Origin of the sequence: Nocardia sp. CDC160, from assembly GCF_035818795.1 — a bacterium.
GTDB lineage: Bacteria > Actinomycetota > Actinomycetes > Mycobacteriales > Mycobacteriaceae > Nocardia.
This window is the reverse complement of the sequence record NZ_JAYKYT010000001.1, coordinates 342,633-367,077: the sequence shown is the minus strand read 5'-3', so window position 1 is coordinate 367,077 and position 24,445 is coordinate 342,633. Positions and strand designations below refer to the sequence as shown.

The window sequence follows — 24,445 nt, the reverse complement described above, 5'->3', positions numbered from 1 at the left end:
CGAGTCGGTTCTTGTCCGGGGGCGGGAGTGACAGCACGGGGGCATCGGTCCGAAACCGCGGTTGAGCGCGTGTTTTTCGGATCGGGAGGCGCACGATGATCTGGCGGCCGCCCCTCGTAGGCACCCTCGGCTATCTCGTCGGCATGAAGTGGCCGGAGGGCAACGAGGACCTCATGTGGGGTCTCGCCGACGATTGGCGGTCCGCCGCGTCGCAACTCGAAGCCATCAAAGGCGATATCGACGACGCCATCTCGGCCGTGAAGGTCGCCTACCCCGAGGGCGACGGCGGCAAGGAGATGATCAAGCAGCTCGAGACCCTGAAGTCGACCGGGGACCCCAACGCGTTGTCGATCGACAACCTCGTCAAATGGTTCGACAGCGTCGCGTCGATGGCTGATGGCACGGGCACCGAGCTCGAATACACGAAGCTCATGTTCCACGCGACGCTGCTCATCATGGCCACCGAAATGGCCATCGCCGCAGCATCGCTGTTCGCCGCGCCTGTCGAGGAAGCTGGCGTCATCGCCGCCAACCGCATCACGGTGCGGATATTGATGAAGCGCCTGATCAATTATCTCGTCGGGCACGAGGTGAAGTGGGCCGAGCTCACCGGGATCAAAGCGGTGCTCGCAAAGTTCACGCTCGCTGCTGTCAACCTGGGCGTGGGTGCGGCCGTCGGCGCTGGGCTGGGTGCGGCTCCGGATGCCGCCATTCAGGCGTGGCAGCGGTACGAGGGCCGCCGCACGAAGTTCGACTGGGGTGAGGTCGGCACCATGGCCCTGGCGGGTGGTGTCGGTGGTCTGGTGGCCGCCCCGGCCGGTGCCCTTCTGGACAAGGGGCTCAAACCGGTCTCCACTAAGATCTTCGGTGCGAACTCTCGCGTGGGGACCATGACGGTCGCCGGTCTGCAAACCATGGGTACCGGCGCGATCGCCGGGTTGGCAGGCTGGGGCGCAAGCGCTTTGGCGACCGGCAACACCGAGCTTGATCCCCGCATGATCACCGCGGGCGCGGTGGGCGGGCTCGGGTCTCACTTGATGAAGACCTACGGCGAGACGAAAGCCCCGGCACTCACCAATCCGTCCGAAACGCAGCTCGCGAACCAGGTACCCAGTGCGGAGACCCATCCGGCGTCAGTGACAGATGTAAAGTCCGACACCGCTGTTCACGACACCACCGGTGATCACGGTAGCCAGAGTCAGCCCGGCGCGAATTCTCCCGGCACCACTCAGATCGGCGCACGGCCGGTCGAGCAGACTCCGCATGCGGACAATGGGAACGGGCTCACGAACTTGCAGTCGGCCGGTGGCGGACCCGTAAGCCAGATTGCTCCCAACGCCCACAATGGCGGAACGCCACGGGTTTCCGATGCCGTTCAACCCTCGGCTTCGGCGCATACGACCGGCGGCGGCCAGGCCGCGCCAGAAGGGCGGTCCACGCCGACCGCCACCGCCACACCGCGATCCGAGGCGCCGACCAATCCTGCACCGGCAGCCGAAGCCCCCAAAGCTGGTGCGGCCCCGACCCGCGATGCCGGAATCGGTACGGGTGCACAGGCGAAAGCGACTGGGCTCGAGGCGGCTACGCAACGACCCGCCGCTGACCGCGCACAGGTTGCGCCGCAGGAGCACGCCGCGGGTCTTCCTCCGGAACGGCCCGAGACGGCTCGTCCGGCAGACGAACATGCCACGCGCACACCGGACGGCGATCGTCCCGACGCCACTCGGCCCACCGACGGCGATCGGTCCGATGCGTCGCACTCCAAAGACGGCGACAAGCCCGAGAGCCGGATCGGCGGCCGTCAGGATGACGCTGCCGCCGATCATGACGGCACCGGCGGCAAAGGGCACGACAACTCGGACCAGCCGTCGGACCGAACTCATGACGGAAATCGTGACGGACACGAGCCGTCCCACGACGCGCAGCCGAACAACCGCGAGTCCCACACGCCCGCAGAGCATCCGGATCGTCCTGTGCTGCCGGAGGATCGGCCGATCACCGACGCGGAGCGACTCCATGCTCAGGACGCTCTCGAACGGCTCGGGCATGAGGCCGACCCCTCGACGCTGCTACACCACGAGGACACCGACCAGGCCGGAGCCCACAGCCGCGCCCGGGAGAATCACGAGTGGTGGCATTCGCTGACCGAGGATCAGCAGGCAGCGATGGCGCGGGTGCATCCACGCGAAATCGGCAACGCCGATGGCATTCCGGCGCCGGTGCGTGACCAGGCCAACCGCCTGTCCATCGCCCGGGACATGGCGGAGTTGCGTGCGAACAACCCACGTGTCGACAAGTTCACGAACAGGTTCTTCGATCCCGATGGCTATCGGGAGTACAAGAATCTCTCCAAGACCGTCGACAATCTGCGGCTGGCCGACAAACTCGCCGACGAATACGCGAAGGAGAACGGTGGTCACCGACCACCGGTTCAGGTGCTCTCGTACGACGCTAGAGCGTTCAACGGTGAGGGTCGGGCCGTCGTCGCGTTCGGTGACGTGGACAAGGCCTCGACGGTTTCGTTCCACGTCCCGGGCATCACCACCACGGTTCGCAGCTTGAAGGTGAACCTGAACAATTCGTTCAACCACTATTGGGAGACTTCGCGAAACACCGAGGACCCCGGCGCGGTGGCGTCGATCGCCTGGATCGGCTACGACGCGCCGAGCGGTGTTCCGAAGATCTTCAAGGAGATGACCAATGCGGACCTGGCCAAGCGCGGTGGTCAGCTCCTAGCCCGAGATCTGGCTGCTTTCAACGAAACTCGGAAACAGAACGCTGCCCTACCCGACGGTTCGGCTCCGCCGGACGTCCACGTATTCGGCCACAGCTACGGTTCCACCACAACGAGTTTCGCCGGTGCGGGCGGGCGTCTGGCCGGTGAGGTCACGACGATCACCCTGCTGGGTTCGCCCGGCGCGGGCATCGTGCCGCACGCCTCCCGATTCGGTATCGGTGACAATGTATTCGTCGCCAGCTCGCCTCGGGATCCGGTGACCTGGATCGGCTCCAGCCACCCCGATGACATATCCCGGGCGGCACCGGCGCTCGGCCTCGGGCTGGGTCTCGACCCGTCGGTCGATTCGTTCGGAGCACGCCGCATCACCGCTCAATTCCCGGGCGGCATAAGAACTCTCAGCGATATTGGAACCCACACCGGCTACTACAAGTTCCACGACGGTGACGGCCGGAGCGTTCCGAGCGAATCCCTGTACAACTTCGGCAAGATCGCCGCGGGTCGGCCTCACGAGGTCATCCCCGAGTTCGCCCGCCCAGAGCGCCCGGATCTCAATGATTGGCAGCGGACCTTCGGCTCCACGCCCCGCGATCCGGCCCACCTGCGCCCGCCGGTGCACGATCCGGTCGAGGGGGCGCCGCACGGCTACGACAGCCTTGTCGACGAATACCGCAACCCCGACCCGGTCGCCGAGCACACCCCGCAGCTCCCGGCTGAGCACACACCGTCGAACGACTGTGGCCCGCAAGCTCTTCAGCATGCCCAAGAGCTGACCGGCAACCCGAACATCCACATCCCCGACGATCCGCAGATCGCCCACCGCGGCATGTCCGCCGACGAGCTCGAAAACGCCGCTGGCGCCCACCTGCAGCCGATAGACACCCCCGGCGTCCTGGCCGACCAGCTATATCGCATGGGCGACGGCGCGACCGCGATCGTCGTCGACGAGTTCCACGGCCCCGCTGAGGAAAACGGCGTCGGCGCTCACGCCTACACCATCACCAACGACGGCGGCATGCTCGTCATCCACGACCCCGCCCTCGGCGAAGGACCGCATCCCTTCCCCGGCGACCGCACCAACGTCGCCAACTCCCACGCCATCATCTACGACGCCCACGGAAACCCACTACACCCCCTCGAATCCGGCACACCCGCGCACCCGGCCGCCACCCGCCCGGAAGCCCGTATCGGACAACCGGATTCACACCACGGCTTCCCCGACCACAATGGCCCCCACCTACCCGAGGGCGCCGAACCGCAGCGCCCGAAGCTACCCGTCGAAGACAAGCCGTACTACGCGAACCCGCATTACGAAGACCCCACCGCCTCACACGAATACGCCGCCAAGAACCGCATCAGCGACGGTGAAGTCCAAGACATTCGTGCCGAGCAAACCGGCAAGCACCCCGAGATCGCCCGTCTGACGGATGCCGAGATCGACGCGATCCGCCGCAACCAGTTCTTCCACCTCAACGAGCCGGTCAACGACGCGACCCGCAACGGCAACACCCACGCCCTGGACGATCGCGACGTCGAAATCCGCACTCTGATCTCTGGTTACAACAAGCTTCCCGACTATCACGGCGTTGTCTACCGATCCCTGTACATCGACGACCCGGTCAAACTCTCGCGATTCGTCGATGACTATCAGCAGGGCAAGACCCCGTTCGATCCGGGCTTCGCTTCCTCGGACAAGGAAGGCTCGATGCCCGGCGGCAATATCGAGCTGATCATCGACTCCGCTTTCGGGAAAGACATCTCCTGGGCTTCGGGCCAGCAAGACGAAGTCGTCTTCCCGCCGGGCAACAAATTCCTCGTCAAGGACCAATACCGAGTCGAAGATCGTTACGGCAACGAGAAAATCGTCATCGAACTACAGGACCTAGGAAGGACAGACCATGAACAAGGAGGAATTCGACCGAATCGCTCGGAAAGTGATGGAGCGCCGCAAGCCCCTGTCACCGGAAGACCAGAAGTGGGCGGACAACATCCGCCAGCACACGGCCGACCTGGAGAAGAAGGGACGCCGCCCAGCCACCGAGGACCAGATCAAGATCTGGCAAGCGTGGGGCGAGTCGGAGATCAACCGGATCAACCGCGAGCAGGGCGAGACGGACTAGCTCCCGAGGAGCCAACTCCCACCCACCCGAACGAGGTTCCGCATCCCGAGGAACCGCATCGGGAGCTGCCGAGCCATATCGACGGGCCGGACGAACACTACGTCCCGTTCCTCGGGGATTCCGGGCAGCCGCACCTGGACTCGGTGCAGCCGCATCCCACCGAACAGAGCCACTCGGAACAGGCCACACCACATCCGGAGCCCGAAAAGCCACACCAGGATTCGCGAGAGCAATCTCCCCACGGCGAGCCCACGAACGACACCGCGCACCCAAATGCCGAGCACGAACCCGCCACACAGGAACCGATTCGCCCGGCAGAGCCGGAGACTGTGGCACCCGCGCACGATCCAATTCAGCGCTTCGACACACCCGAAGCCGCGCGCCACTACGGCGACGAAACGCTCGCTCCGATCCGGGACACCATGTCCGAACCGGAGCTACGTGAGCTGCAGCGCTACACGAAGAAGTCGTGGATCAACGAATTCCTGCGCGCCGAGAACCCGGTGCAGCTGCTCGCCAAGCTCGCCGAAGACGAGGGCCACTACCAGCAACTCAGGCGAGTCACCAACGGCAGCCCGATCATGCCGAAAGTGGAAGTGCTCGACCGCATTCTGGCCGAGCATCCAGACCCCCGCGATCCCCGCCTCGATCCACGCCTGCGCGCCACGATCGAGCATGTAGTCAACGATCCCAACCCGCACGGTCGGCTCCAGGAACTGTCGCGCAACGCCGACAAGCTGCCCATGATGCGCGAATACTTCGGCAGCGAACCGACCATGGACGTTCTCCGATCCCAGGTCGAACACCTCGACCAAGCGATGAACCGCCCGATTCCCGAGGGCGTGGAGGTATCCCGCGGAATCAGCATGCGGAGCCTGGACCGCTTCATCGGCCCGGACGGTCAACCGCTCAACGGCCGCAACCCAATGTTGTTGAAGGGCACCGTCCAGACCGAGCACGGCTACATGTCGACCAGCCTAGGACCGACACCGCCTCAGGAGTTCAGGCTCAAAGTCCGTGTGGAACTGGAGGTTCCGGCGGACTCGAAGGGCGCATGGGTCGGCGACAAGGGCTTGGCCGGACCCGAGAACGAACTCATCCTCCAGCGTGAATCGAAATTCCTGATCACCGATGTCATCGAGGATCCAAAAGGCGCCCGCTACGACGACGGTTATGTCGACTACCTCGTCAAGGGCAAGCTTGTACCGGCCGATTACGTTCATGATCCGCGGGCGGGACTCCCGGATGCCCACGAACCCAATGTGCCGACGGCTAAGGCCGACGCGGATCCTGTCCACCGGACGGATGGGCCTGACGAACACGACATTCCGCTCCGACTAGGAGATGAGACTGAACGTCCGGTCGAACCTGAGCGCTCACAAGAGGTTCCGCACGCTGGAGGCCCCACTCCTGAGCGGGCGCCCATCGATCCGGCCGACCGACCCTCGACGCTGACCCCGCACCTGATCGACCGCTTCAAGGAGATGCACCAGCGCATCTACGACATCGCCTCTGCCTACCACGATCCGGCTCGTGCCGCCGAGCTACCCGGTCTGCGCCACGGACTCCGCGACTTGATGGACAACCTCGGCATGCTCGATCCCGCGACGGCCATCACCCCTACCCGGCTATTCAGCGAGTACCACCCCGAGCTGTCGAAGTACCTGGCCGAAAACCACAAGGCCTTGCTACCGGAACGGTCGGACATCGCACCGCGCCGCGAACCCGCTTCGCACCCGACCGATCGCCCTTCGGACGTCGCCAATCGTCACCCGAACGAGGACGATCGCCACCCGAGCGAATCCGACCATCGCCCGAATGAGACTGAGCCCCCTCACGATTCAACTCACTCGTTGGGCGATCACACACCACCGGCCGACCCGCTGGGCCACTATGCCGACCGCACCCCCGCCGGTCTCGCCTTGCACAACGATCCGGAACTACGCGCATTGGCGCACCTGGTCCCCGAAGACCCCCGCTTCTTCACCATCGACGCTCACCTGACCGAACGCGGCACCATCCTCCTCGACGGCCGCGAGTACACGATGGAACAACTGGCCGCCCGCCTCCCCGAACTCGGCTACGACGGCCGCCCCATCCGCCTGATCGGCTGCGACGCCGCCTCCACCGACGCCGCCACCCGCCTGGCCAAGGCCACCCGCACCGGCGTCCTGGCCCCCACCAAACCAGCCTGGACAGACGAAGCGGGCCACGTCTACTCCTCCACCGCCGAGACAACCCCCGAAGGCACCCGCCGCCCCCGCATCCCCCCAGACGGCGACTGGACCTTTATTCATCCCGACGGCACCAAAGTCAAAGTCTCAGAGGACGGTTTCGTCCCAGGCACCCGCGAGGAAGACAAGCACGACATCGACACCGCTAGTGCCCGAGATCGAGGCGACGACGGCGCGCCTGAACCGCAATACGACCTTCCTGGAAAGGACAGGGTGATCCATGAGGATGACTCTGATTTCGATGAACTCTTTGTCGAATGGAATCGTCCAACCCACAAGCCACCGGATCCGCTGAATCCTCACTTGCCCCGGCAGCCGATCGATGTTCACGAGGAGATCAGGGCTCCGCATCGTGACCGTGAAACCGTACCCGATGGAAACACGGAGCCTGGCAAGCTGAAACCCGTTGAGCACCCCGAGGTCGTGCCCGAGCCATTGCGGGCGCATTTTGGAGACGAGCCGCTGAAGCCTTGGTCTGCGTACCCTGTAATCAATGAGAACGGTACAAGGACAACGTTCTTCACTAACGGAGATGGCACAGTCAAATGGGTTGAGGCTACCCCGGGCTCGCGGGAATTGGCACTCGATAAGAAGGGGCCATGGTCCGGATTCAACCCCGACCTGAGCTTTCCTCTGCTACCCGATGTCCAATATCAGGTCCCAAACGTTCATAACAACGAAAAGTTGCTGTCGTTCCACACCGACGCGCACGGACAGACCGATGCATTGACGGGTGATATCGAAGCCCGCGGCCAGAATAAGTCGTATCGAGACGATGATAGCGGGAAGGGTGCGCAGCAGCGCGCATACCAAGAGGGCGAGGCGGCCTACCCGAGCAATCCGGGTTACGAGCTGACCGGTGCCGAGCTTGAAAAATCCCGAATCAAATGGGCTGGAGGTCATCTCCTGGCGAACGAGCTGGGGGGCCTTGGCGAGTACCTGAACATGCATCCGCAGATGGCGGCATCGAACTCGGGGAACCGAAAGGATGGTTGGGTGCATGAGGCTTCGTGGCGCGCCAAGGAAAACCAGTTGGTCGCGTTCGCGAAAGAGGAACATCAAGAGATCCGAAACTACCAGGTAAAGATGACCCGTGAAGCAGACGGCGTGCCCAGTGACGTCATCATGCGATGGCAAGAGGTCACCTATGTCCGTAACGGGGACGGTAGTGTCCATCTCGATGTCGACGGCAAGCCGGTTGTGCAATCAGTCGTTACGAAAGAACGAGTATTCCCCAATAGGGAGGCGAACTTTGGACCGCAGGATCGATACAAGAATCGGTGAGATCTGTGAAGCAGCGAGGGCGGGGGCTCCGGTTGGCTGGGAGTCGATCACTCTGGAGGTATGGGCGAACGTGATGTCCTACGAAGTTGCCGTTTCCGCACAAGGAGCCGATGGCCGCTTCGTCGGCGAGATGCGCCAGCTCGCACTCACTGATCAGTTTCAAACCTTGCGTGATGAAATGTATGAGCCGGACAAAGGTGCGTGGCTGTCAGCTCGTTTCATTCTGCGCCGAACCGGAGATTCCGAGGTTTCGTTCAATTATGACGAGGATCCGAACTGGACACCGGAGTTGCATCCGATGATGTTCGTGCGCGATCTCGAGGCGTATCCCCGTGCCGACGGCCACATTCCGCCATGGCTTCGCAGGTTGGTCGATCAGGGGTACGAGCTGGAACGCCAGCATGAAGCCGCCCAGGATGACCAGTAGGATCAGCCGGTAGCCAGCTTGACCGAGGAGGCCTTACGTAATGTCGAACCCATCGCCGCTGAGCCCGATGGAGCAGCAGGAGCGGCTCGCAGAGATCGCGAATGATATTTTGCCGACGCTGCCGATGGGATGGACGCGCCTCGTGATTCGGGCGAGATCTATCGGGCGACACGCGGAACGCGAAACAGGCGTGAAGTTGCCGGACGGCTCAGTGCAGGGCTGGACCTTTGTTCCAGAGGTGTGGCGAAAGTTCATGGAGCTGCGGGAGGCGATGTACGTGCCGAACCTCGGTACCTGGGTGGAGTTCAAGTTTCTGCTCGATCCGCCCGGTCGCTTCAACATCGAGTACAACCGCGATCAGGTGCCGCGATTCGAGGAATGGCCCACCAGGTCGGATTTCGCCGTAGAGAACGAACGCTTCCCCCGCTCCGACGAGAACATGCCTGAGTGGTATCGACTCGGCATTGCTGGGCAGCCGCCGCAGGGCTGAGAGCGGCAACTGTTCGGGTTGGAAGAGCGCGATCGTTGGAGAGGTAATCGTGACCCATGATGCGATGACACCGAATTATGATGCCTGGACGCGTCTTCCGGTGTTCTATCTTCCGGTCACGCACGGCGATGTGCTTGTGGGCTACCTGTGGGGGGCGCAGAATGGGAATTCTGCGGGGTTCTTCACGAACATGGCCTTCGGGGCCGATCGGGTGAAATCTGCTGTCTACTGGAATGATCGGCTCGAGGAGAGCTATCGGATGGGTCTTACGCCGGTGGAGGCGATCAGGCATTGGGTTGGGAAGCCTGAGGATCCGCGGTTCGGTGGGATCGCCGACGATGCCGAGATGGGGGAGTCTCGGACCATTCAGGAGCTGGCACTGCGTTTGAACCCTGAACATCCGATCGGTGAAGGTCCGTGGGTGCAGGACGGCGCGTTTCCCAGCGGTAGCCCTGAGGATCGCTCCGAGGGCTTCAGCGCGATCGCACCTGTGCCGACAACTACTTACCCTGACGAAACTGGCTCAGCTGTCATCTATTTGAGCGTCATCCTGAAAGGCACCATCGTCGGATACGTGTGGGCATCGGTCAGCGATGACGCCGCTGGATACATCCCTCGCGCCGCGGTCGGCAATGTGGGCGTGGTCGCAGGTGGCTTGTGGCGCGCTCGTCTCATCGACGCACACAAGAGTGGTCTATCGGCGCTCGATGCGGTCCGCCGTTGCCGCTCGCTTCCGGCCAACGCCGCTGGAACGTTCGGTGTGATTCAACCCATTCCGGAGCAGCAGGCTGCCTCACTTTCTGAGCTTCGACGGCTCGCAGACCAAAGCTGACAACTAGGAAAGCCGCAGGCGGAAGGATTTCTACGGTGACTGCTGAGTTCGCCGAACTACCAAAGCTCGCACGTGTTTACGACCACCGCGATGCCGACGGCCGCCCAGTCGCAATCCGGGCATCGTTGCCCACCCACCTGCGCGACCGCCTCCTCACCTACCTCGACTCCGCCCCGATCGTCCTGGCCGCCCGCAGTTTCGAGGTCGACGAATTCATCCCCTCGGTCCGAGACGTGCCGCTGACCTTCCGCACCGACGGTGAGTGGATCTGGTCAGGCGCGGTATCGCATTACCTGCGCAAACATGCCTTTCCGCCGGACCCGGAGTTGGTCCGCCACATCGTTGCCCGCGACTTCCTACTGGGCGAGGTCAGCCCAGAGGCGAAAAGGCGTGCGGTACAGGTGATCACGACCGCATAGTCGCTATTGTGACGACACTTCCGCCCTGGATCAAGCCGCCGGATGACGAGGATCAGCGTGCGATCGACGAAAAGCTCGCGGCCAGAATGGGTATTACGGTCGAGCGGTTGCACGAGATCGATCGGCAGATGGTCGAGGACACCCGCGCCCGCGATGCGATCCCGGCCATCGAACGGATCGTGGACAGTAGCCCCAAGTTCAACAAGGGCTTCGGCCCGGTGACCGATGACAACACGATCGAGCCGGGCGAGATCCGCGCCCGCGAAAAGCTACCCCTCCCGCCACCACCGCCACCCCGTAAAGGCTGAAGCCTCGCCGTCGAGTGGCACATCGCGGAGGCCGATTCGGGCAAATCCCCTTCCTGGTGTGCCACTCGGTGATCAGTTCGATTAATGGCTACCTGGTATCCAAGAGCCGTGGAGATTCCTGAACAGCTACGCGCGCACATGAACCGGCCGCTGCCGCCCGTGATCGACCAGGTTCGCCAGTTCCTGCTCGGGTTTGTCGCCGACTGCGAAGGGCTGGATGAACTGCGCAAGGATTTGACACGGATTGCGCGGCAGAGCCAGCGGGGCGTGCGCCGCGAGGTGGAGGCCATTGAAGCGCTGCTTGCCGCTCCCCAGCCACCCGGCACGCTCTCGAACCTGGTTGCCTGGTACGGCAACTGGGTGCTCGACGACCAGACATCCGATGCTGAGGCGGAAGCATGGCTACGCGACCTAGCCGTGCTGATCCGTGAGGTCCTTGCCGACAACGCTGGCAACGTCGGTGGCACCGAAACATCGTGATGCAACTGAATAGGGGGTGACCCACGATGCGACCGAATTGCGATCCGTGGACACGACTTCCGGGTCAGGTGGGGAGGAAGTGGCGGGAGCCGGTTTCGCGGTCCAGGCGGGCGCGGATTTCGGCGACGGTTGTGCCTGGGGCGGGGCGTTGGCGAGCACGGGCGGGCGAGGCGATCCAGCCGAGGATGATTCCCAGGCCGGTGCCGAGGAAGAGGTACGCCAATTCAGTGATCATGGCTTCCCTCTTCATGATCCGCCTCATCGAGCAGGAGGGCTTTCGGATGCATAGCGAGCTGTTCGAGCGCCGTGCCGCTCACTTGAATGAGTGTCTGTAGTGCTGCGGCGCTGACGAACAGTTCGAAGCCTTCGGGTTCGCCGAAGACAAGGGTGATCGCGTTGTCCTCGGTGTGGAGTACGGGGCGGATGGGGCACTGGTCGTCGACACAGGCCCAGGTGCCGACCTTCAACTGCTCGAACATGGCCGTCCCTTCGACGGTTTGGGCTGTAGCGCAAGCAATCTGGGATAGAGAAGGCAAGATGTGACGTACAACACGTAGCGTACGGCACTTAAGTTAAGTGTTCAAGATGCTGTATCGCTATAGCTGCTGTTGTACGGTGAATTAGACACACGCGCAACGACTTCCGCTGGGGAAGGTTTGCTATGGCACGCACGTCTCCGACCGTGGCCGGATGGGAGCTCATGCTCCGGATACGTGAGCAGAGCAAGGCCGTCGGGGTGAAGGCGACGGCGATCCAGAGTGCGCTGGACATCAGTGCCGCCTACTGGTCTCAGGTCGCCAACTATCGTGGCGTGTTCACCGAAGCCAAGCTGAGAATCCTCATGGAGCTGCTCGACTTCGAGCCGGACGAGCAGCAGGAACTGCTCGAACTCCGGTCGATCGCGCGGCAGCGAGGTTGGTGGAGCGAGTATTCGGCCTTGTTCAACGACAGTCAACTCCGCTTCTACGGTTTGGAGGACGGCGCGCAACGTATCCGGAGCGTCGAGGGCGGCGTCATTCCCGGCTTGCTGCAGTCGGAGGACTACATCCGCGCGCTGATGTCCTCGATCGTCTACACGGCGAGGCCGACGGAGGTGCAGCAGCGGATCCGTGCGCGCTTGCTGCGGCAACAGCGGCTGAATCACCCAGATGCACTGCAACTTTCGGTGGTAGTCGGCCAATCGGCCCTGATGCAGGAGGTTGGCGGTCCAGAGGTGCAGCGCAATCAACTGCGTCACCTGTGCCAACTGGCCGACAAATACTCCGACAATCTCGACCTGCGCGTCATCCCGTTCAACGCCCGAGGATCGATCGCAGGCCTCAACGCCGCGACCTATCACCTGCTCGACTTCGACAGCCCGAGGCTGCCGCCCCTCGGGTGGATCGACACCGCGATCTACGGAGAGATCGTCGAGGATCAGAGAAAAGTGGAAGCCCTCGACTATCTCTTCAACCAGCTGCAGACCATTGCATTGAATCGCGACGACTCATTGCGCCTGATCGACGACATCGCAAGTCGGATAGTCTGATTCGTATGGGCGCGGCCTGGTTCAAGTCGACTTTCAGCAGTGCGGAACAGACTTGCGTCGAGGTCGCACTCCTTGCCGACGCGGTGCTTGTTCGCGACAGCAAGTACACGGGCCCCGCACAGAGTCAGCCGATGATCAGCGTTCCGCCGAACGTATGGCCGGTACTTCTCGAACTCGCTCTGTCGGATCGTGTCGGTGAACTGGGTGAAGAGATCATCCTTGAGCGTCGGCCGGACGGCAGTACCGCGGTGATTGATCGGCAGGGCATTGAACTGCTGTTCACGGCCCCGGAGTGGGACGCCTTCGCGAGGGGCGTCGCGGACGGTCAGTTCGACCTGGAATAGCGCTCCCAGCAGGCAAATCCGACCAAGATCAGGGTGCTCTCGCTGCGGAAATTCGCCTGAACGTCCACGCAGGGAGCTCCCTGATCTTGCTGTGCGGGAGCGCTGGGCTGTCCTTGCCCCGGCCGTCACTGGTCGGCGCTGAAGCTGGCAACTGGTCGTGTCCCGGGTGGAACGGTGAGCGGACCGTCTCGCGTGGGACAAGCCTCGAACCCGGGCTCCATTATGCTTTGCCCGCATCGAGGTGATCGACAATAGGGGGCATCGTGGTTCAGTTGAACGTCGGACAGACCTTCGCCGAGTACGCACTTGACGGGCTTCTCGGTCATGGCGGAATGGGAAGTGTCTACCTGGCCCGTCATCCGCGACTACCGCGACAGGTCGCGCTGAAACTACTCGCCCCCGAGGTGTCGGTGGACGAGGAGTTGCGCCGCCGCTTCGAACAGGAAGCGAATGCGATTGCCCGCCTGGATCATCCGAACATCGTTGGTATTCACGATCGAGGTGTGCACGACGGACAGTTGTGGATCGCGATGCAGTACATCGCTGGGTCCGACGCGTCTCGTCTGAATCCTCGCGAGTTGACCGTTGAGCGGGCGATCCGGATCATTTCCGAAACGGCCGCTGCACTGGACTACGCGCACAGCCGCGGCATCCTGCATCGCGATGTCAAACCAGCGAACATCCTCCTCTCCGCTGCGGACACCGGCCGCCAAGAACGTGCTGTCCTCACCGATTTCGGAATCGCCAGACTTCTCGATGCGAATACCCAACTGACCTCGACTGGCACGTTCACCGCGACCTTGGCTTACGCCTCCCCCGAACAGCTCTCAGGTGAGCGCGTTGACCATCGTGCCGACCAGTATTCGCTTGCTTGCACGTTGTTCGCGTTATTGGCAGGGCAATCACCGTTCGCCGCAACGAATCCGGGTCAGATCGTGGCGGGCCATCTCAGCAGACCACTACCGCAGTTGAGCGCGATCCGCCCCGATGTCTCACCGCTGCTCGATCAAGTGCTCGCTCGTGCTTCGGCCAAACGGGCGGAGCATCGATTCACGAGTTGTGCGGAATTCGCCGCGGCGGCCGCTGCGGCGGTGGCACCCGGACAATCGGCGCCGCAACCACCGATAGGGCCAGACATGATGTACGGCAGTCCGGCGCCGCGACCGCCAATGCCGGTCCAGTCTCCGATGCGGCTCGCTCAGTCGACGGTCCCCCGTCCAATATATGTCGCTCACCGACTTACCGGTGGATTGCTGCTCACCGCAGCCGTTTTGACTGCGATCGCCTCCTTCACCTCGGTATGTGGTCGAACCGCCAGACCTGGGAGTGACGTCTGGTCGGGGTGGACATACGACTGGGTCAATCTTTCCGATTCCGGATCGGCAGTGCATCTGCTGGGGGTTGCACTGGCCGTGAGCGGCATTATCGCTGCCTGTGTCGCGATCCCTTTGCTGGTCGGTATGGGGGTCGGGCGTCCAAGACTACGTCGCCTTGGAGGTTATGCGGCCGGGCTGGCATTCGGCGTGAGCGCGACTACGGTGCTCAATGTTCTGTTCTTGATAGCGGACAACAGCGATGACAACTCCCTGGATACGACTCCGGACACTGGGTTCTGGCTTCTACTCGTCACATTCTTTGTGAGTCTCACTGCCATGGTGACTTCCACCATCGGGAGCAGGTCAGCGACCGCATCGAACCAGGTGCCCATGACCGCTGAAAAAGCATTGCAGGACAATGGAGGTTACGTACCGGAGGGCGCGGACCTCCTTGCTGCTCTGCTCCTCATCCTTACAGCAGTTCTGGCCCTTTTCGGGGCGTTCGGTAAGCTACAAGCGCTCGACAGCCGCGGCTTCCCTGCCTCGTTATGGGCGGCAAACCCCAAGATGCCACTCTGGGTCTCGAACTCACCCGTCATCATCGCGGCAATCACAGCCGCAGCGGCAGTTGCTCTTTTGTTCGCACGCAAGCGGTCCAGACGACGTACGGCCCGCGTCCTGATATCTGTGACTGCCGGAGTCTTCCTCGGCACAACCGGAACACTTCTGCTGGAAGCATGTTCCTACGACATCTACTTCGACAATTCGTTCGCTGACAACTTCCAGATCCGCGCGTGGGCACTGGTCGCAGCCGCTACCGCATCGGTCGCGGCCCTGATCGCATGCCTCTCGAACTCCGAGAGCGACCGCAGCCGGGTGATACACAGGCGGTGACATGGCGGTCTGCTCGGTCGAATGCCCCGTGGTACGGTCGGGCCATGTCGTCACCGGGGGCACAACAGAACAACGGCGGAAACGTTACTGGGGCGGCCACACCGGTAGTGGCCGGGAACCATCAGCAGCCTTACCCGACAGGGTCTGCGCCGTACTCGACACAACAGCTCCAGCAGGGTCCACCATTCAATGCTGGTGGGTTTCCGCAATTGCAGCTAGCGCGGAGCCGTCGTTCGAAGTGGTGGGCGTGGGGTCTTGGTGGTGCGCTGCTCGCGTCGGTCGTCTGGGCCGTCGGGCTATTCGCTGTATCGACCACCGGCGACGATGGGAAGCCTTGGACTGATTCAGGTGGCGCGCGTGGTTATCGCTATGTCGACGATTTCTGCAAGGCGACCGATGTCACTGCGCTACGGGATGCTGGTTATGCGGCCTCGAAACCCGGTATCGAGCACAGTGCTACTTCTCCAGCGATGGATGCCATGAGCTGTCAGATGCTGGTTACCTATGGCAAACAGAGCTCAGCAACAGGTTCGATAACAGTATCGGCGGATATTCATAATCAGGTCAATCCTGTTATCGAGTTTGACGCTGAGAAGGATGCTCATGTCAGAACCTCTTTTGCCGAAAAAATCGAAACCAAGAAGATCGACGGGCTGGGTGAGGATGCATACAGCCGGATTGAAACTGGTAAGGGACAGCGGGAGATTCAGGTAAATGTGCGTGATGGCGGTCTAATCCTTAAAATTTCGCTTTCACAATCTCATCCTGACGTCGTTACAGCGCCTAACACATACTCCTATAGCCTCGCCGAGGACTCTGCTGTGGAAATGCTCCGGCAAGTTGCGTCATCAACGATGGCGGGGCTCAAGTAATTTGGCGCTATTCCATTGTGCTGCGATATGTGAGAGGGTACATCTTCCATGGCTGATCCAACGAATTGGGATGGCTTTTCTGGAAAATTCTTCAACGGTAGCGTCAAGCTGAATGTCGATACCGGTATCGCCGATACCGCTGCGCAGCACGCGGCGGATGTTCAGTCGGCGGTCGAGTCGGTATTGGCCAAAAGGTTTGTAGGCCGGATATCGGATAATAAGGGCAATAATCCGTCAAACAATCCTGGGTATGGGTACGAAGGATTTGGTCAACTGGAATCCGGCAAGGCGATGGCCGGTATGTTTTCGAAGCTGGAAAAGGACTTAGCCGATGCTCTTCAGGCGCAGGTAACGATCCTTGAGGAGATGGGCTGCGCCTTCGCTTATGCCGGTAAGGCGTACCAGGGCTCGGAGGACGAATCGAGGAGCTACTTCGATCGCCTATCACAAGGTCATAGCGACTCCCCGTACACTGATAAATGGCAGGCGGTTGACCAGTACGTAGGTCTCGATACTTCCAACAATATAAAAACCCCGAAGATTGACGTCTGGGATAAGAATTCCAAGAACTTCGATAATACACATAAAGATGCGCCTGCTGGTGACGCGAATTTCAAATCTGGATATCTTCTAACCCTTGAGGCTCCAGAGAGCATTGATAAACCTAAAATGGAGAAGCTTGGTGACCTGCTTACGATGGATGGGAGTGGCCTAGCGGAAGCTGGGGCGCTTTGGAAGGCATGGGCCACATTTCTGCAGGGAAAATTCTCCAACTTCGAGCAAGATATCGCGAAGATTCGGGATACTGGACAATGGACCGGTCAAGGCATTGACTCGATCGTCAATGCCTTGAATTCCTACATGACCCAGGTGAACAGCTTGGTCGCGGCTATGGGTATGGTTGGTGACCTCTTAGTCTATTCTGGCGGGTGGATAAGCACTACTGCTGGACAAGCGTGGGGTGCGTTATACGCCCATCCTAAAGATGATCGCAAAGCTGTCGAGGAATTTCGGCCAGAGTATAAAGCGGCATACCACTATGGCTGGCAGCAGACATTCGACTCGCTGCCTTCGATTCCGAGCCCCAAGGCTATGGTGAGCCCGTTCACCCCATCTGTGCCGAAAACGGACAATCCCAATGTGCCAGGTGGGAATAACCCCAACGGTGGGGGAAACCCATCATCTCCGGCGTCGCCTACGGTACCCGACCAGCCAAATCCTGATACCAAGCAACCTGATTCGCCGACTAACAAGGATCAGCCGGATACGAAGCAGCCGAGTAACGACGATACTCTGAAAACTATTGCGCAAGAGGCTGCTACAACAGTTCAAACGGTCGCCCAGCAGTTGTCGTCGGTGGTCTCGACCGGCGTACAAGGGCTGGAATCGATTGCGCAGCAGGTTGCGACGACTGTTCAGCAGCAGCTTTCGGCGGCGCAAACGACGAAGCAGACGGAGGACCAGCAAAGCCAGCTCAACCAGCAGCTGACGAACCTGTCATCGTTGTTGAACCCTAGTGGGACGCCAACTTCGCCCGGGTCCACTCCGACCAGTTCGGGGGGAACGCCGACTAGTCCGAAGTCGCCGGAATCGCCCAAATCGCAATTGTTTCCCAGGTCGACAGTTGCGACGGGACAGCAGGAGGAGTCCACCTCATCAACATCATCGAGGGCAGGCATCGCCACTTCGGCTACCTCGTCCAGCGGGGCGTCGTCGATGCCTGGTATGGGTTCGATGGGGCACGCGGGTGGTGCTCAAGGAGGGGCGAAGGAACATAAGCGGCCGACCTACCTCACTTCGGCTGAGCATTTCGAAGAGGTTGTCGGCGAGGCTCCCGCCGCGGTCACCCCGGTGGCCGAAAAATGAAGGCTTCCTGGCGGTTTACCGACGACGAGTTCTATGTTCAATGGCGAGACCTGCCTGAGGAGTCGTTGCCAAGCCCGCTGGCGTACACGTGCCGAACCTCGTCATGGGTGCGATACGAGCGAGAGTTGGCAGAGCTTCGTGAGGATCTCCGCAGTCGACGTGACCTCGCATTTGATGGTGTCTTGGCCAGCATTCGAGACGCAGACATCCGAGTCGAAGTCTGGGGCTGGAACGGCTACGATTATCGTGATCCCGAGGGAAGTATTCGGATGTTGGCAGCCCGTCGTGGAAGTCGCGGTTTTCTCGTTGCCCAGCAACCGGGCGAAACTGTCATTCATGCAAAAGGATTCATAGTCTCAGAGTTCGACGCCTTGGATCTCGGTCGCGTAGTCGCGGAGGCACTGCCCGAGGCACCGAGCGGCCGTCTGGGGGACCTGGTCCTCGCTGAACGGACTGAGGAAACCGAGCTGGATTACTCTTACGGTCGCTCGATCATCGACCACGCAGTGTTGTCGTCGGCACCCGCCCAGAGCAAGGCGTTCCTCGCTGCACCACACAAACTGGGTGGATTCATCGATGTGGTGCAAGGCCAGTCCGTGTTTGGTCCTCGCGGTATCACACGTCACCGGCTCGAATGGCGTGATCTCGAGGACGATGGGCGGTACTTCATCACCGAGGCCACTCCGCGACAGGTCTATTCAGTCGACACCGCCCGTGCTACGTCGCTGATCAATGCACGGATCGCGGATGTCGTGCGCGCCATCAAGGATGAGCGCGGGTGATCGGTATCTCGATCGAGAAAATATCGTTGGCCTCGGATCGCTGTCGTATGGTACTGATACGCAAAGCTAACTGGGAGGGAGTTCGCGGTGACTGAGTCGGGGGCGGTCGGGGCTGGCAGCGGCGAGGGGGAGTGGGCCTCGTTGGTGGTCGCCAACACGTCTGGGTCGATTCGGGTGCGGGCCACAAATCGGGGGGTGCCGCTGGCGCTCAAGGTTGAATCGGCTGAGTTGCATCGGGATCCGCAGCAGCTTGCCAATGAGATCTTGCGACTCTGCCAGAAGGCGGCGAACCGCGCGGGTCTTGCCCTGCGGAAGCAGCTGGAGGAAGCCGGGCTTGATGCGGCCAGCATCGCCAGAGCCAACCTTCCCACCGAGGCCGAGGTTGCTCGGCAGGAAATCGTCGAAGAGCAGGACTACGATACTGAGCCGCAGAGTTGGCTCAGGACGGTGTGAGAGGGGGTGCTTGTGGTTTCTTCGATGGATGAGTTGCAGGAGCAGGTTCGGCGGCAGCTGTATCGGTTTCAGGATCTTGCGGATCAGATGAAGGCTGTTCGGGGGCGGGAGACTTCGGAGGATGGGGCCGTGATGGCCGAGGTCGACGGGAATGGGGCGCTGACGGATTTGCAGTTCAGCAGTGCTGTTTCGCGGATGACGCCTGCGGAGTTCGAGCAGGTCGTGGTGCATACGGCGGCGCAGGCGGCGCGGCGGGCATTCGAGCGGCGGGCCGAGATCGTGAACGCGTTCAACGAGGAGATGGCCGGGTAGCGACCGGACTGTTTACACAACTTTGCGCCAGAGTTTGCACCTTGCGGTCTGGCACAACGAAATTCGCACTTGTAGTCTGTGCAAGATCATAGGTAGTGGGAGGGACACACCATGGCCGATCATGTAGCGGCGGAATTCGCGCCGATTCTCGCGTACGGCACCGAGAAGGCGGGCATTGCCGCGCAGGTCGCGGGGACGGCCGCGGCGGATGTAGGGACCGCGCTCGCGCAGGCGGTGCCGGTGTTCGGGCTGATCGGGCAGGAGTTCCTCGCGGCTTTCGCTGTCGCGCAGGGGAATTTCCTGATGTCGTCGGCCGAGATCGCCGCGGTGCACGCGGACACGGCGACCACCGCGTATGCGGCCGTCGGCGCGTACGGCACCAATGAGGTCACCTCCGCCGCCAGCTTCCTCTCGACGGTGCTGTGACCAACCCCAATCCGACCGTTCTGGACGAGCTGCGTAGCAGTCCCATCGGTTCCTACCTCGACACGCCGGTAACGGATGTCTTGAGCAACCTGGGACTGCCGCAGCTGCCACAACTGCCGTCGATCAGCCTGCCGGACCTGTCGGGGTTGCAGCTGCCCACGCTGCCGACCATCGATCTGACCTCGCTGATCTCACCGGTCACCAGCCTGCTGCAATCGTTCGGTACGGGGAGCCTGAGCAATAGCAGCTTCAATCCGGCGACCATCCTGACCTCGCTGGTCAGCGCGCTGACTTCGGCTGTGTCGCAGAGCAAGTCGGCGACGAACACGGTGATGAACACCTGGACCGGTGACGCCGCCCTGGCCGCGAAGGCGAAAAGCGAAGGCGTCGAGGCGCAGAGCGGCGAGGTGGCCGCGCAGGGTGTGCAGCAGCACGGCATCCTGCTCGAAGCCGAGGCCATCGTCGCCGAGGGCTACAGCGAAATGACCGCTCTCATCGCGTCTTTCGTCGCCCAGGTGACCGGGGCCGTCGCACTGCTGGCGACCCCGGCCGGCATCCCGTGGCTGATCGAGACCGCGACCACGACCATCAACGCGGGCATGGCCATCGCCGCCAAGACCAGCGCGCAGCTGGCGGGCAGCACCGCCCAGATCGTCGAGGCCGGAACGAAGATCATGATCGCGGGCGCGCCGATCGCCTCGAATATCGAGACCCTGGTGAACATGGTCGGCACCGCGCTGCAGCCGATCGCCAGCGTCGCGCCGACGGTCGCGGAGAAGGTGGTCGAGAAGGGCGCGTCGGTGGTCTCCACCGGTGTCAGCGATATCAGTTCGGCGCTGAGCAACAGCAACAACAGCAATTCGAACACCAATACCAACACGAATACGAACACCAAGACCAACCAGCCGACGGTCACCGACGTCAAGACCGACCAGAAGACCGACAGCCCGGACACCACCAAGACCGACGGTGGCGGCGGCAGCCCGCTCAGCACCATTTTCGGCGGCACGCCCACCACCACGACACCCGCGAGTCCGACCGGCACCAGCCGGATTCCGACCGGCGAGGTCAGCAATACGGGCGCGGGCATCCCGAAGACCACGACCGAGGCGAACGGCCGCACCACCGCCACCACCACGCCGAGCGTGGGCGCGGCCGGTGCCGCGGGCCGGGCCGGGGCCGCGGACGAGGAGTCGACCTCGGACCGCTCGGGTCTGGTCACCGGTGCGCACGGCGACGAGGTGGTCGGCGTCATCGAGGGCGTGGTGCTCCCGGTGGTCGGCGCCATCGAAGCAATCGAAGAACCGCCGGACAAGGCGCTCACGCTGTAGTACTGAATAGCTCGGGGACACAGGAGGATTGGCATGACCACCAACGCATTCGACGGGCTGCGTTTCGACGCCGCGACCGCCCGCGACGCCGCGGCCCAGCTGGACGCGCTGGCCGACCGGCTCGCGAACGGCCTGGGCGTCGAGCAGGTCAAGCTCGACTTCGCGCCCGCCGGGGCCGACGCGGTGTCCCAGCGCGCCGCGCAGACCCTCGGCGCGGTGGCCGCCTCCTTCGTGGCCTCCGGCACCGACGGCGTCACCGAACTGCGCAACCTCGCCACGACGCTGCGCAACCAGTTCGACGCCTTCGGACAGGTCGAGGAACAGTCCGTCCTCGGGTTCGCTGGCTGAGCGGAGACGCGTTTCGATGCTGGAACCGACGAAACCCGGCTTCACCGAGACGGTTTGGGAGTCCAAGCCGCCGGAGGAGCTCGCGCGTGAGCTGGTGACGGGCGCCGGTGCGGTGCCCGCCGCTGAGGCCGGTCTCGCGTGGTCGCGATTGAGCGCGGGTTTCGCGGCGGCCGCCGTGGAGTACGAGCGGATTCTCGTAATCCTGGACAGCGCTTGGGAATCCAAGAACAGCGGGCCGTTCATCGAACGCATCAAGGCGCTGCGGGACTGGCTGGGCGCGTCCGCCTCGGCCGCCGCCGGTAACGCGATGCAGGCCGAATCACACGCGGCCGCATACGAACTCGCCAAGTTGACCATGCCCGATGTGGACGAGGTCGAAAAGCTGCGCGATATGCAGCAGCTGCTCTCGCAGGTCGGGCTGGCCTTCGGCGCGCCACTGCTGGCCAGTCTGACCAAGACCGATATGGATGCCGATGCCGCGAAAGCCGCTGCGGCACGGGTGATGCGGACCTACGAGGCCGCCACCGAATCGCTGGCCAAGCCGTGGGAGCACGAGGCCCCGCCGCAGGTCACCGCCGGGCTGACGCCGTCCGAGCAACCGGCCACGCCCGTGGAACCGGAGGCGACGACCCCGGCCCCGACCTCGATGCCGACCCTGTCGCTGGACTCGCTCAACCTGCCGGTCATGCCGATGACCCAGCTGCGCGCGAACACCGTCGAAGCGCAGGAGACCACGACGCAACGCGTTGTGCAGCAACCGGTTACGGTGCAACAGACCGCTTCCATGGCGCCCACCGCCATGGGTGGCGGCGGTGCGGTGCAGTCCGACGACGAGGAACACATGCCGCGCGCCGGACTGGTGGGCGCGCCCGGGGGAGATGCCGAGCTGGGCCTCACCTCCGGCATGCAGGTCGCGCCCGCGGTCCTCGGCGGCATCGACCCGGCCGCGCAGCGACCGCCGGTCGACATCGCCTTCAACGCGGGCAGCTCCGGATCCGAAAGCGCCTCCGGTGGAGCGGAATCCGGGACGAAGCAAGGGTCGGCCTCATGACGACCCTCACCAATGACGGCGTCATCGCGCTGGCCGGACACCTGGGCGTGCAGACCCTGCCGCTGGTCCTATCCATCGGCCCGCGCCAGGAGACCTACTCCGAATGGGAGCAGGCCCAGGAGCAGGCCCGCGCCGACCTGCGCGCCCGCCGCATCGTCGACCCGCACGGCGATGTCGAGACCGACACCGCCACAGCGCTTTTCGCCCTGGCCCAGCCCGACCGCGAACTCGCGATGCGCATGCACACCGCCACAGGACGCGTCCGCGTCTGCGTCGTCCGCCGCGGCGAAGACCATGCCGTCGCCATCCGCCGCGGCGACCTCCTCGACATCCACCCCCTCTGGTCCGACGGCTCCGGCGCGTCCCTGGCCCGCCCCCTGCTCGACGCGCTCGGCCCCTGCGCACCCGCCGACCTGGCCCCCTTCAGCGCCGAATCCGACGAGCTGGCCGAACGACTCGATGCCGCAATGACTTCCGAGGACTACGCGAGCACCGTCTACAACCTCGGTGTCCCCGACGCCGACGCCACCGCCTACGGTCTCGCCCTCGCCGACACCCATGCCTACGCCGAAATCGTGGCCTACGCCTACGCCGACGGCGTCACCGACCGATCGCCCGGAGCCGTCGCGGTCTACGACACCGCACGGGGCCGCATCGTGGCCGCACCGGGGGTCGCCCCGGACCAGCAACTCTGGTCCACGCTGACACCGGGCAGTGATCACCGTATCGCGCAGTCGATCTCGGCTCTGATCGACTCGCTGCCCGGGGGGAGGTGGCTGCCGTGAGTCAGCCCTGACTTCGCAGCTGTGTTCCCCAAAACCGGTGGTGCGCAATGCATCGCCTATCCATTCCCAAGAAAAGGCAAGGTACAGACGATGGTTGCAAATGAAGCGGAAGTTGCGAAGGCTGCGCAGAGCCACATGGCGGACGTGGTCGCGTCCATCAAGGACATCCTGAAGAAGATCACCGACACCGTGGACAGCTCCAAGAGCGGCTTCGCGGGTGACGCGGCGAACTCCTTCCAGGCTGCCGCCAAGGCGTGGGACGACGAGTCCGTGGCGCTGAACAAGGCGCTGGATGATTTCCAGGACAAGGTCGGTGCGGGCACCGACGTCTTCTCCAACGTGGACATCTCCAACCAGGACGAGTTCTCCAAGGCTCTCACGAACCTCGGCTAATAGGGCTTAGCGCCCACCTCAACCTCCCGATACTTGCAAAGGAACGCTCATGCTTTACGACAAGAATCAGATGACCCACCTGGTGGAGACCCTCCGGCAGTACCACCGCGACCTGGTCGCGGTTGCTGGCGACGGCACCTCGCCGGTTGACACCTCCAGCGACCTCGGCCAGGCCGTCGAGAAGCTGAAGCAGGCGTGGTCGGACCCGAACAGCGGTGCGGAGAACGGTGCCCTGGAGCACGTCATCTCCGCGAAGTCCGAGTGGGACAGCGCTTACGCCAACAAGTGCCTCACGACTCTGGACGCCGTTGCCACCGCGGTCGAGAACGCTCTGCAGAACGCGCTCGCCGCGGACGCCAAGGTTGGCGCGTCCTTCTCCTGATAAGGACATCGGTGCCACGTACGACAGCGCA

The 24,445-nt window shown here is 62.8% G+C and carries 24 protein-coding genes; 22 read left to right on the top strand and 2 right to left on the bottom strand.

Translation table 11 applies throughout. The features are described from left to right. Nucleotides 1–95 precede the first annotated feature (95 nt). The 7 genes from VMT40_RS01705 (at nt 96) to VMT40_RS01675 (ending at nt 11,331) form a co-directional block, all read left to right on the top strand. A complete protein-coding gene (locus VMT40_RS01705; protein WP_326356219.1) occupies nt 96–8,375 on the top strand; it encodes an alpha/beta hydrolase in 8,280 nt (2,759 codons plus the stop codon). Nucleotides 8,376–8,448: 73 nt separating this feature from the next. After that, nucleotides 8,449–8,802, top strand: coding sequence for an immunity protein YezG family protein (locus VMT40_RS01700; protein ID WP_326356218.1), 354 nt, complete (start codon nt 8,449–8,451; stop codon nt 8,800–8,802). 40 nt (nt 8,803–8,842) lie between these two features. Then, nucleotides 8,843–9,292, top strand: coding sequence for a hypothetical protein (locus VMT40_RS01695; RefSeq protein WP_326356217.1), 450 nt, complete (start codon nt 8,843–8,845; stop codon nt 9,290–9,292). 49 nt (nt 9,293–9,341) lie between these two features. Further along, the gene (locus VMT40_RS01690) at nt 9,342–10,124 is read left to right on the top strand and encodes a hypothetical protein (protein ID WP_326356216.1); all 783 of its coding nucleotides are present in this window, start codon (nt 9,342–9,344) and stop codon (nt 10,122–10,124) included. A gap of 35 nt (nt 10,125–10,159) precedes the next feature. After that, nucleotides 10,160–10,543: a hypothetical protein gene (locus VMT40_RS01685; protein WP_326356215.1), complete on the top strand. Its 384-nt coding sequence runs from the start codon at nt 10,160–10,162 to the stop codon at nt 10,541–10,543. Between the two features lie 8 nt (nt 10,544–10,551). Beyond that, nucleotides 10,552–10,851, top strand: coding sequence for a hypothetical protein (locus VMT40_RS01680; protein WP_326356214.1), 300 nt, complete (start codon nt 10,552–10,554; stop codon nt 10,849–10,851). 108 nt (nt 10,852–10,959) lie between these two features. Further along, nucleotides 10,960–11,331, top strand: a complete 372-nt coding sequence (locus VMT40_RS01675) for a hypothetical protein (protein ID WP_326356213.1) — start codon at nt 10,960–10,962, stop codon at nt 11,329–11,331. A gap of 64 nt (nt 11,332–11,395) precedes the next feature. On the opposite strand, the gene VMT40_RS01670 is transcribed toward VMT40_RS01675, so the two are convergent. Both VMT40_RS01670 and VMT40_RS01665 read right to left on the bottom strand, forming a co-directional pair. Next, nucleotides 11,396–11,566, bottom strand: coding sequence for a hypothetical protein (locus VMT40_RS01670; RefSeq protein WP_326356212.1), 171 nt, complete (start codon nt 11,564–11,566; stop codon nt 11,396–11,398). Further along, nucleotides 11,556–11,810 (bottom strand): hypothetical protein, encoded by a 255-nt coding sequence (locus tag VMT40_RS01665; RefSeq protein ID WP_326356211.1) that lies wholly within the window; start codon nt 11,808–11,810, stop codon nt 11,556–11,558. Before VMT40_RS01665 ends, VMT40_RS01670 begins: the two co-directional genes overlap by 11 nt. Before the next feature lie 182 nt (nt 11,811–11,992). Here VMT40_RS01665 and VMT40_RS01660 point away from each other — a divergent pair, with 182 nt between their 5' ends. The 15 genes from VMT40_RS01660 (at nt 11,993) to VMT40_RS01590 (ending at nt 24,414) form a co-directional block, all read left to right on the top strand. Beyond that, nucleotides 11,993–12,859, top strand: coding sequence for a DUF5753 domain-containing protein (locus tag VMT40_RS01660; RefSeq protein WP_326356210.1), 867 nt, complete (start codon nt 11,993–11,995; stop codon nt 12,857–12,859). A 5-nt stretch (nt 12,860–12,864) separates the two neighbouring features. After that, nucleotides 12,865–13,203: a DUF397 domain-containing protein gene (locus VMT40_RS01655; RefSeq protein ID WP_326356209.1), complete on the top strand. Its 339-nt coding sequence runs from the start codon at nt 12,865–12,867 to the stop codon at nt 13,201–13,203. 263 nt (nt 13,204–13,466) lie between these two features. Beyond that, nucleotides 13,467–15,413 (top strand): serine/threonine-protein kinase, encoded by a 1,947-nt coding sequence (locus VMT40_RS01650; RefSeq protein WP_326356208.1) that lies wholly within the window; start codon nt 13,467–13,469, stop codon nt 15,411–15,413. A gap of 44 nt (nt 15,414–15,457) precedes the next feature. After that, nucleotides 15,458–16,285 carry a hypothetical protein gene (locus VMT40_RS01645; protein ID WP_326356207.1) on the top strand — a complete coding sequence of 276 codons (828 nt, stop codon included), beginning with the start codon at nt 15,458–15,460 and terminating at the stop codon, nt 16,283–16,285. A 48-nt stretch (nt 16,286–16,333) separates the two neighbouring features. Beyond that, nucleotides 16,334–18,151, top strand: a complete 1,818-nt coding sequence (locus VMT40_RS01640) for a hypothetical protein (RefSeq protein WP_326356206.1) — start codon at nt 16,334–16,336, stop codon at nt 18,149–18,151. Next, entirely contained in the window at nt 18,148–18,933 is a 786-nt protein-coding gene (locus tag VMT40_RS01635; RefSeq protein WP_326356205.1) for an ESX secretion-associated protein EspG, read from the top strand. Before VMT40_RS01640 ends, VMT40_RS01635 begins: the two co-directional genes overlap by 4 nt. Nucleotides 18,934–19,128: 195 nt before the next feature. Then, nucleotides 19,129–19,386 carry a hypothetical protein gene (locus VMT40_RS01630; RefSeq protein WP_326356204.1) on the top strand — a complete coding sequence of 86 codons (258 nt, stop codon included), beginning with the start codon at nt 19,129–19,131 and terminating at the stop codon, nt 19,384–19,386. Nucleotides 19,387–19,410: 24 nt separating this feature from the next. Further along, a complete protein-coding gene (locus VMT40_RS01625; protein WP_326356203.1) occupies nt 19,411–19,698 on the top strand; it encodes a YbaB/EbfC family nucleoid-associated protein in 288 nt (95 codons plus the stop codon). A 111-nt stretch (nt 19,699–19,809) separates the two neighbouring features. Continuing rightward, nucleotides 19,810–20,124 carry a hypothetical protein gene (locus VMT40_RS01620; RefSeq protein ID WP_326356202.1) on the top strand — a complete coding sequence of 105 codons (315 nt, stop codon included), beginning with the start codon at nt 19,810–19,812 and terminating at the stop codon, nt 20,122–20,124. After that, nucleotides 20,121–21,455: a hypothetical protein gene (locus tag VMT40_RS01615; protein WP_326356201.1), complete on the top strand. Its 1,335-nt coding sequence runs from the start codon at nt 20,121–20,123 to the stop codon at nt 21,453–21,455. The genes VMT40_RS01620 and VMT40_RS01615 overlap by 4 nt, the downstream gene beginning before the upstream one ends. Before the next feature lie 33 nt (nt 21,456–21,488). Further along, nucleotides 21,489–21,803, top strand: coding sequence for a PE family protein (locus tag VMT40_RS01610; RefSeq protein ID WP_326356200.1), 315 nt, complete (start codon nt 21,489–21,491; stop codon nt 21,801–21,803). A gap of 16 nt (nt 21,804–21,819) precedes the next feature. Then, entirely contained in the window at nt 21,820–22,854 is a 1,035-nt protein-coding gene (locus tag VMT40_RS01605) for a PPE domain-containing protein (RefSeq protein ID WP_326356199.1), read from the top strand. After that, nucleotides 22,851–23,639, top strand: a complete 789-nt coding sequence (locus VMT40_RS01600; protein WP_326356198.1) for an ESX secretion-associated protein EspG — start codon at nt 22,851–22,853, stop codon at nt 23,637–23,639. The genes VMT40_RS01605 and VMT40_RS01600 overlap by 4 nt, the downstream gene beginning before the upstream one ends. A gap of 90 nt (nt 23,640–23,729) precedes the next feature. Continuing rightward, nucleotides 23,730–24,032 carry a WXG100 family type VII secretion target gene (locus VMT40_RS01595; RefSeq protein WP_326356197.1) on the top strand — a complete coding sequence of 101 codons (303 nt, stop codon included), beginning with the start codon at nt 23,730–23,732 and terminating at the stop codon, nt 24,030–24,032. 49 nt (nt 24,033–24,081) lie between these two features. Beyond that, nucleotides 24,082–24,414 (top strand): hypothetical protein, encoded by a 333-nt coding sequence (locus tag VMT40_RS01590; protein ID WP_326356196.1) that lies wholly within the window; start codon nt 24,082–24,084, stop codon nt 24,412–24,414. Nucleotides 24,415–24,445 lie beyond the last annotated feature (31 nt).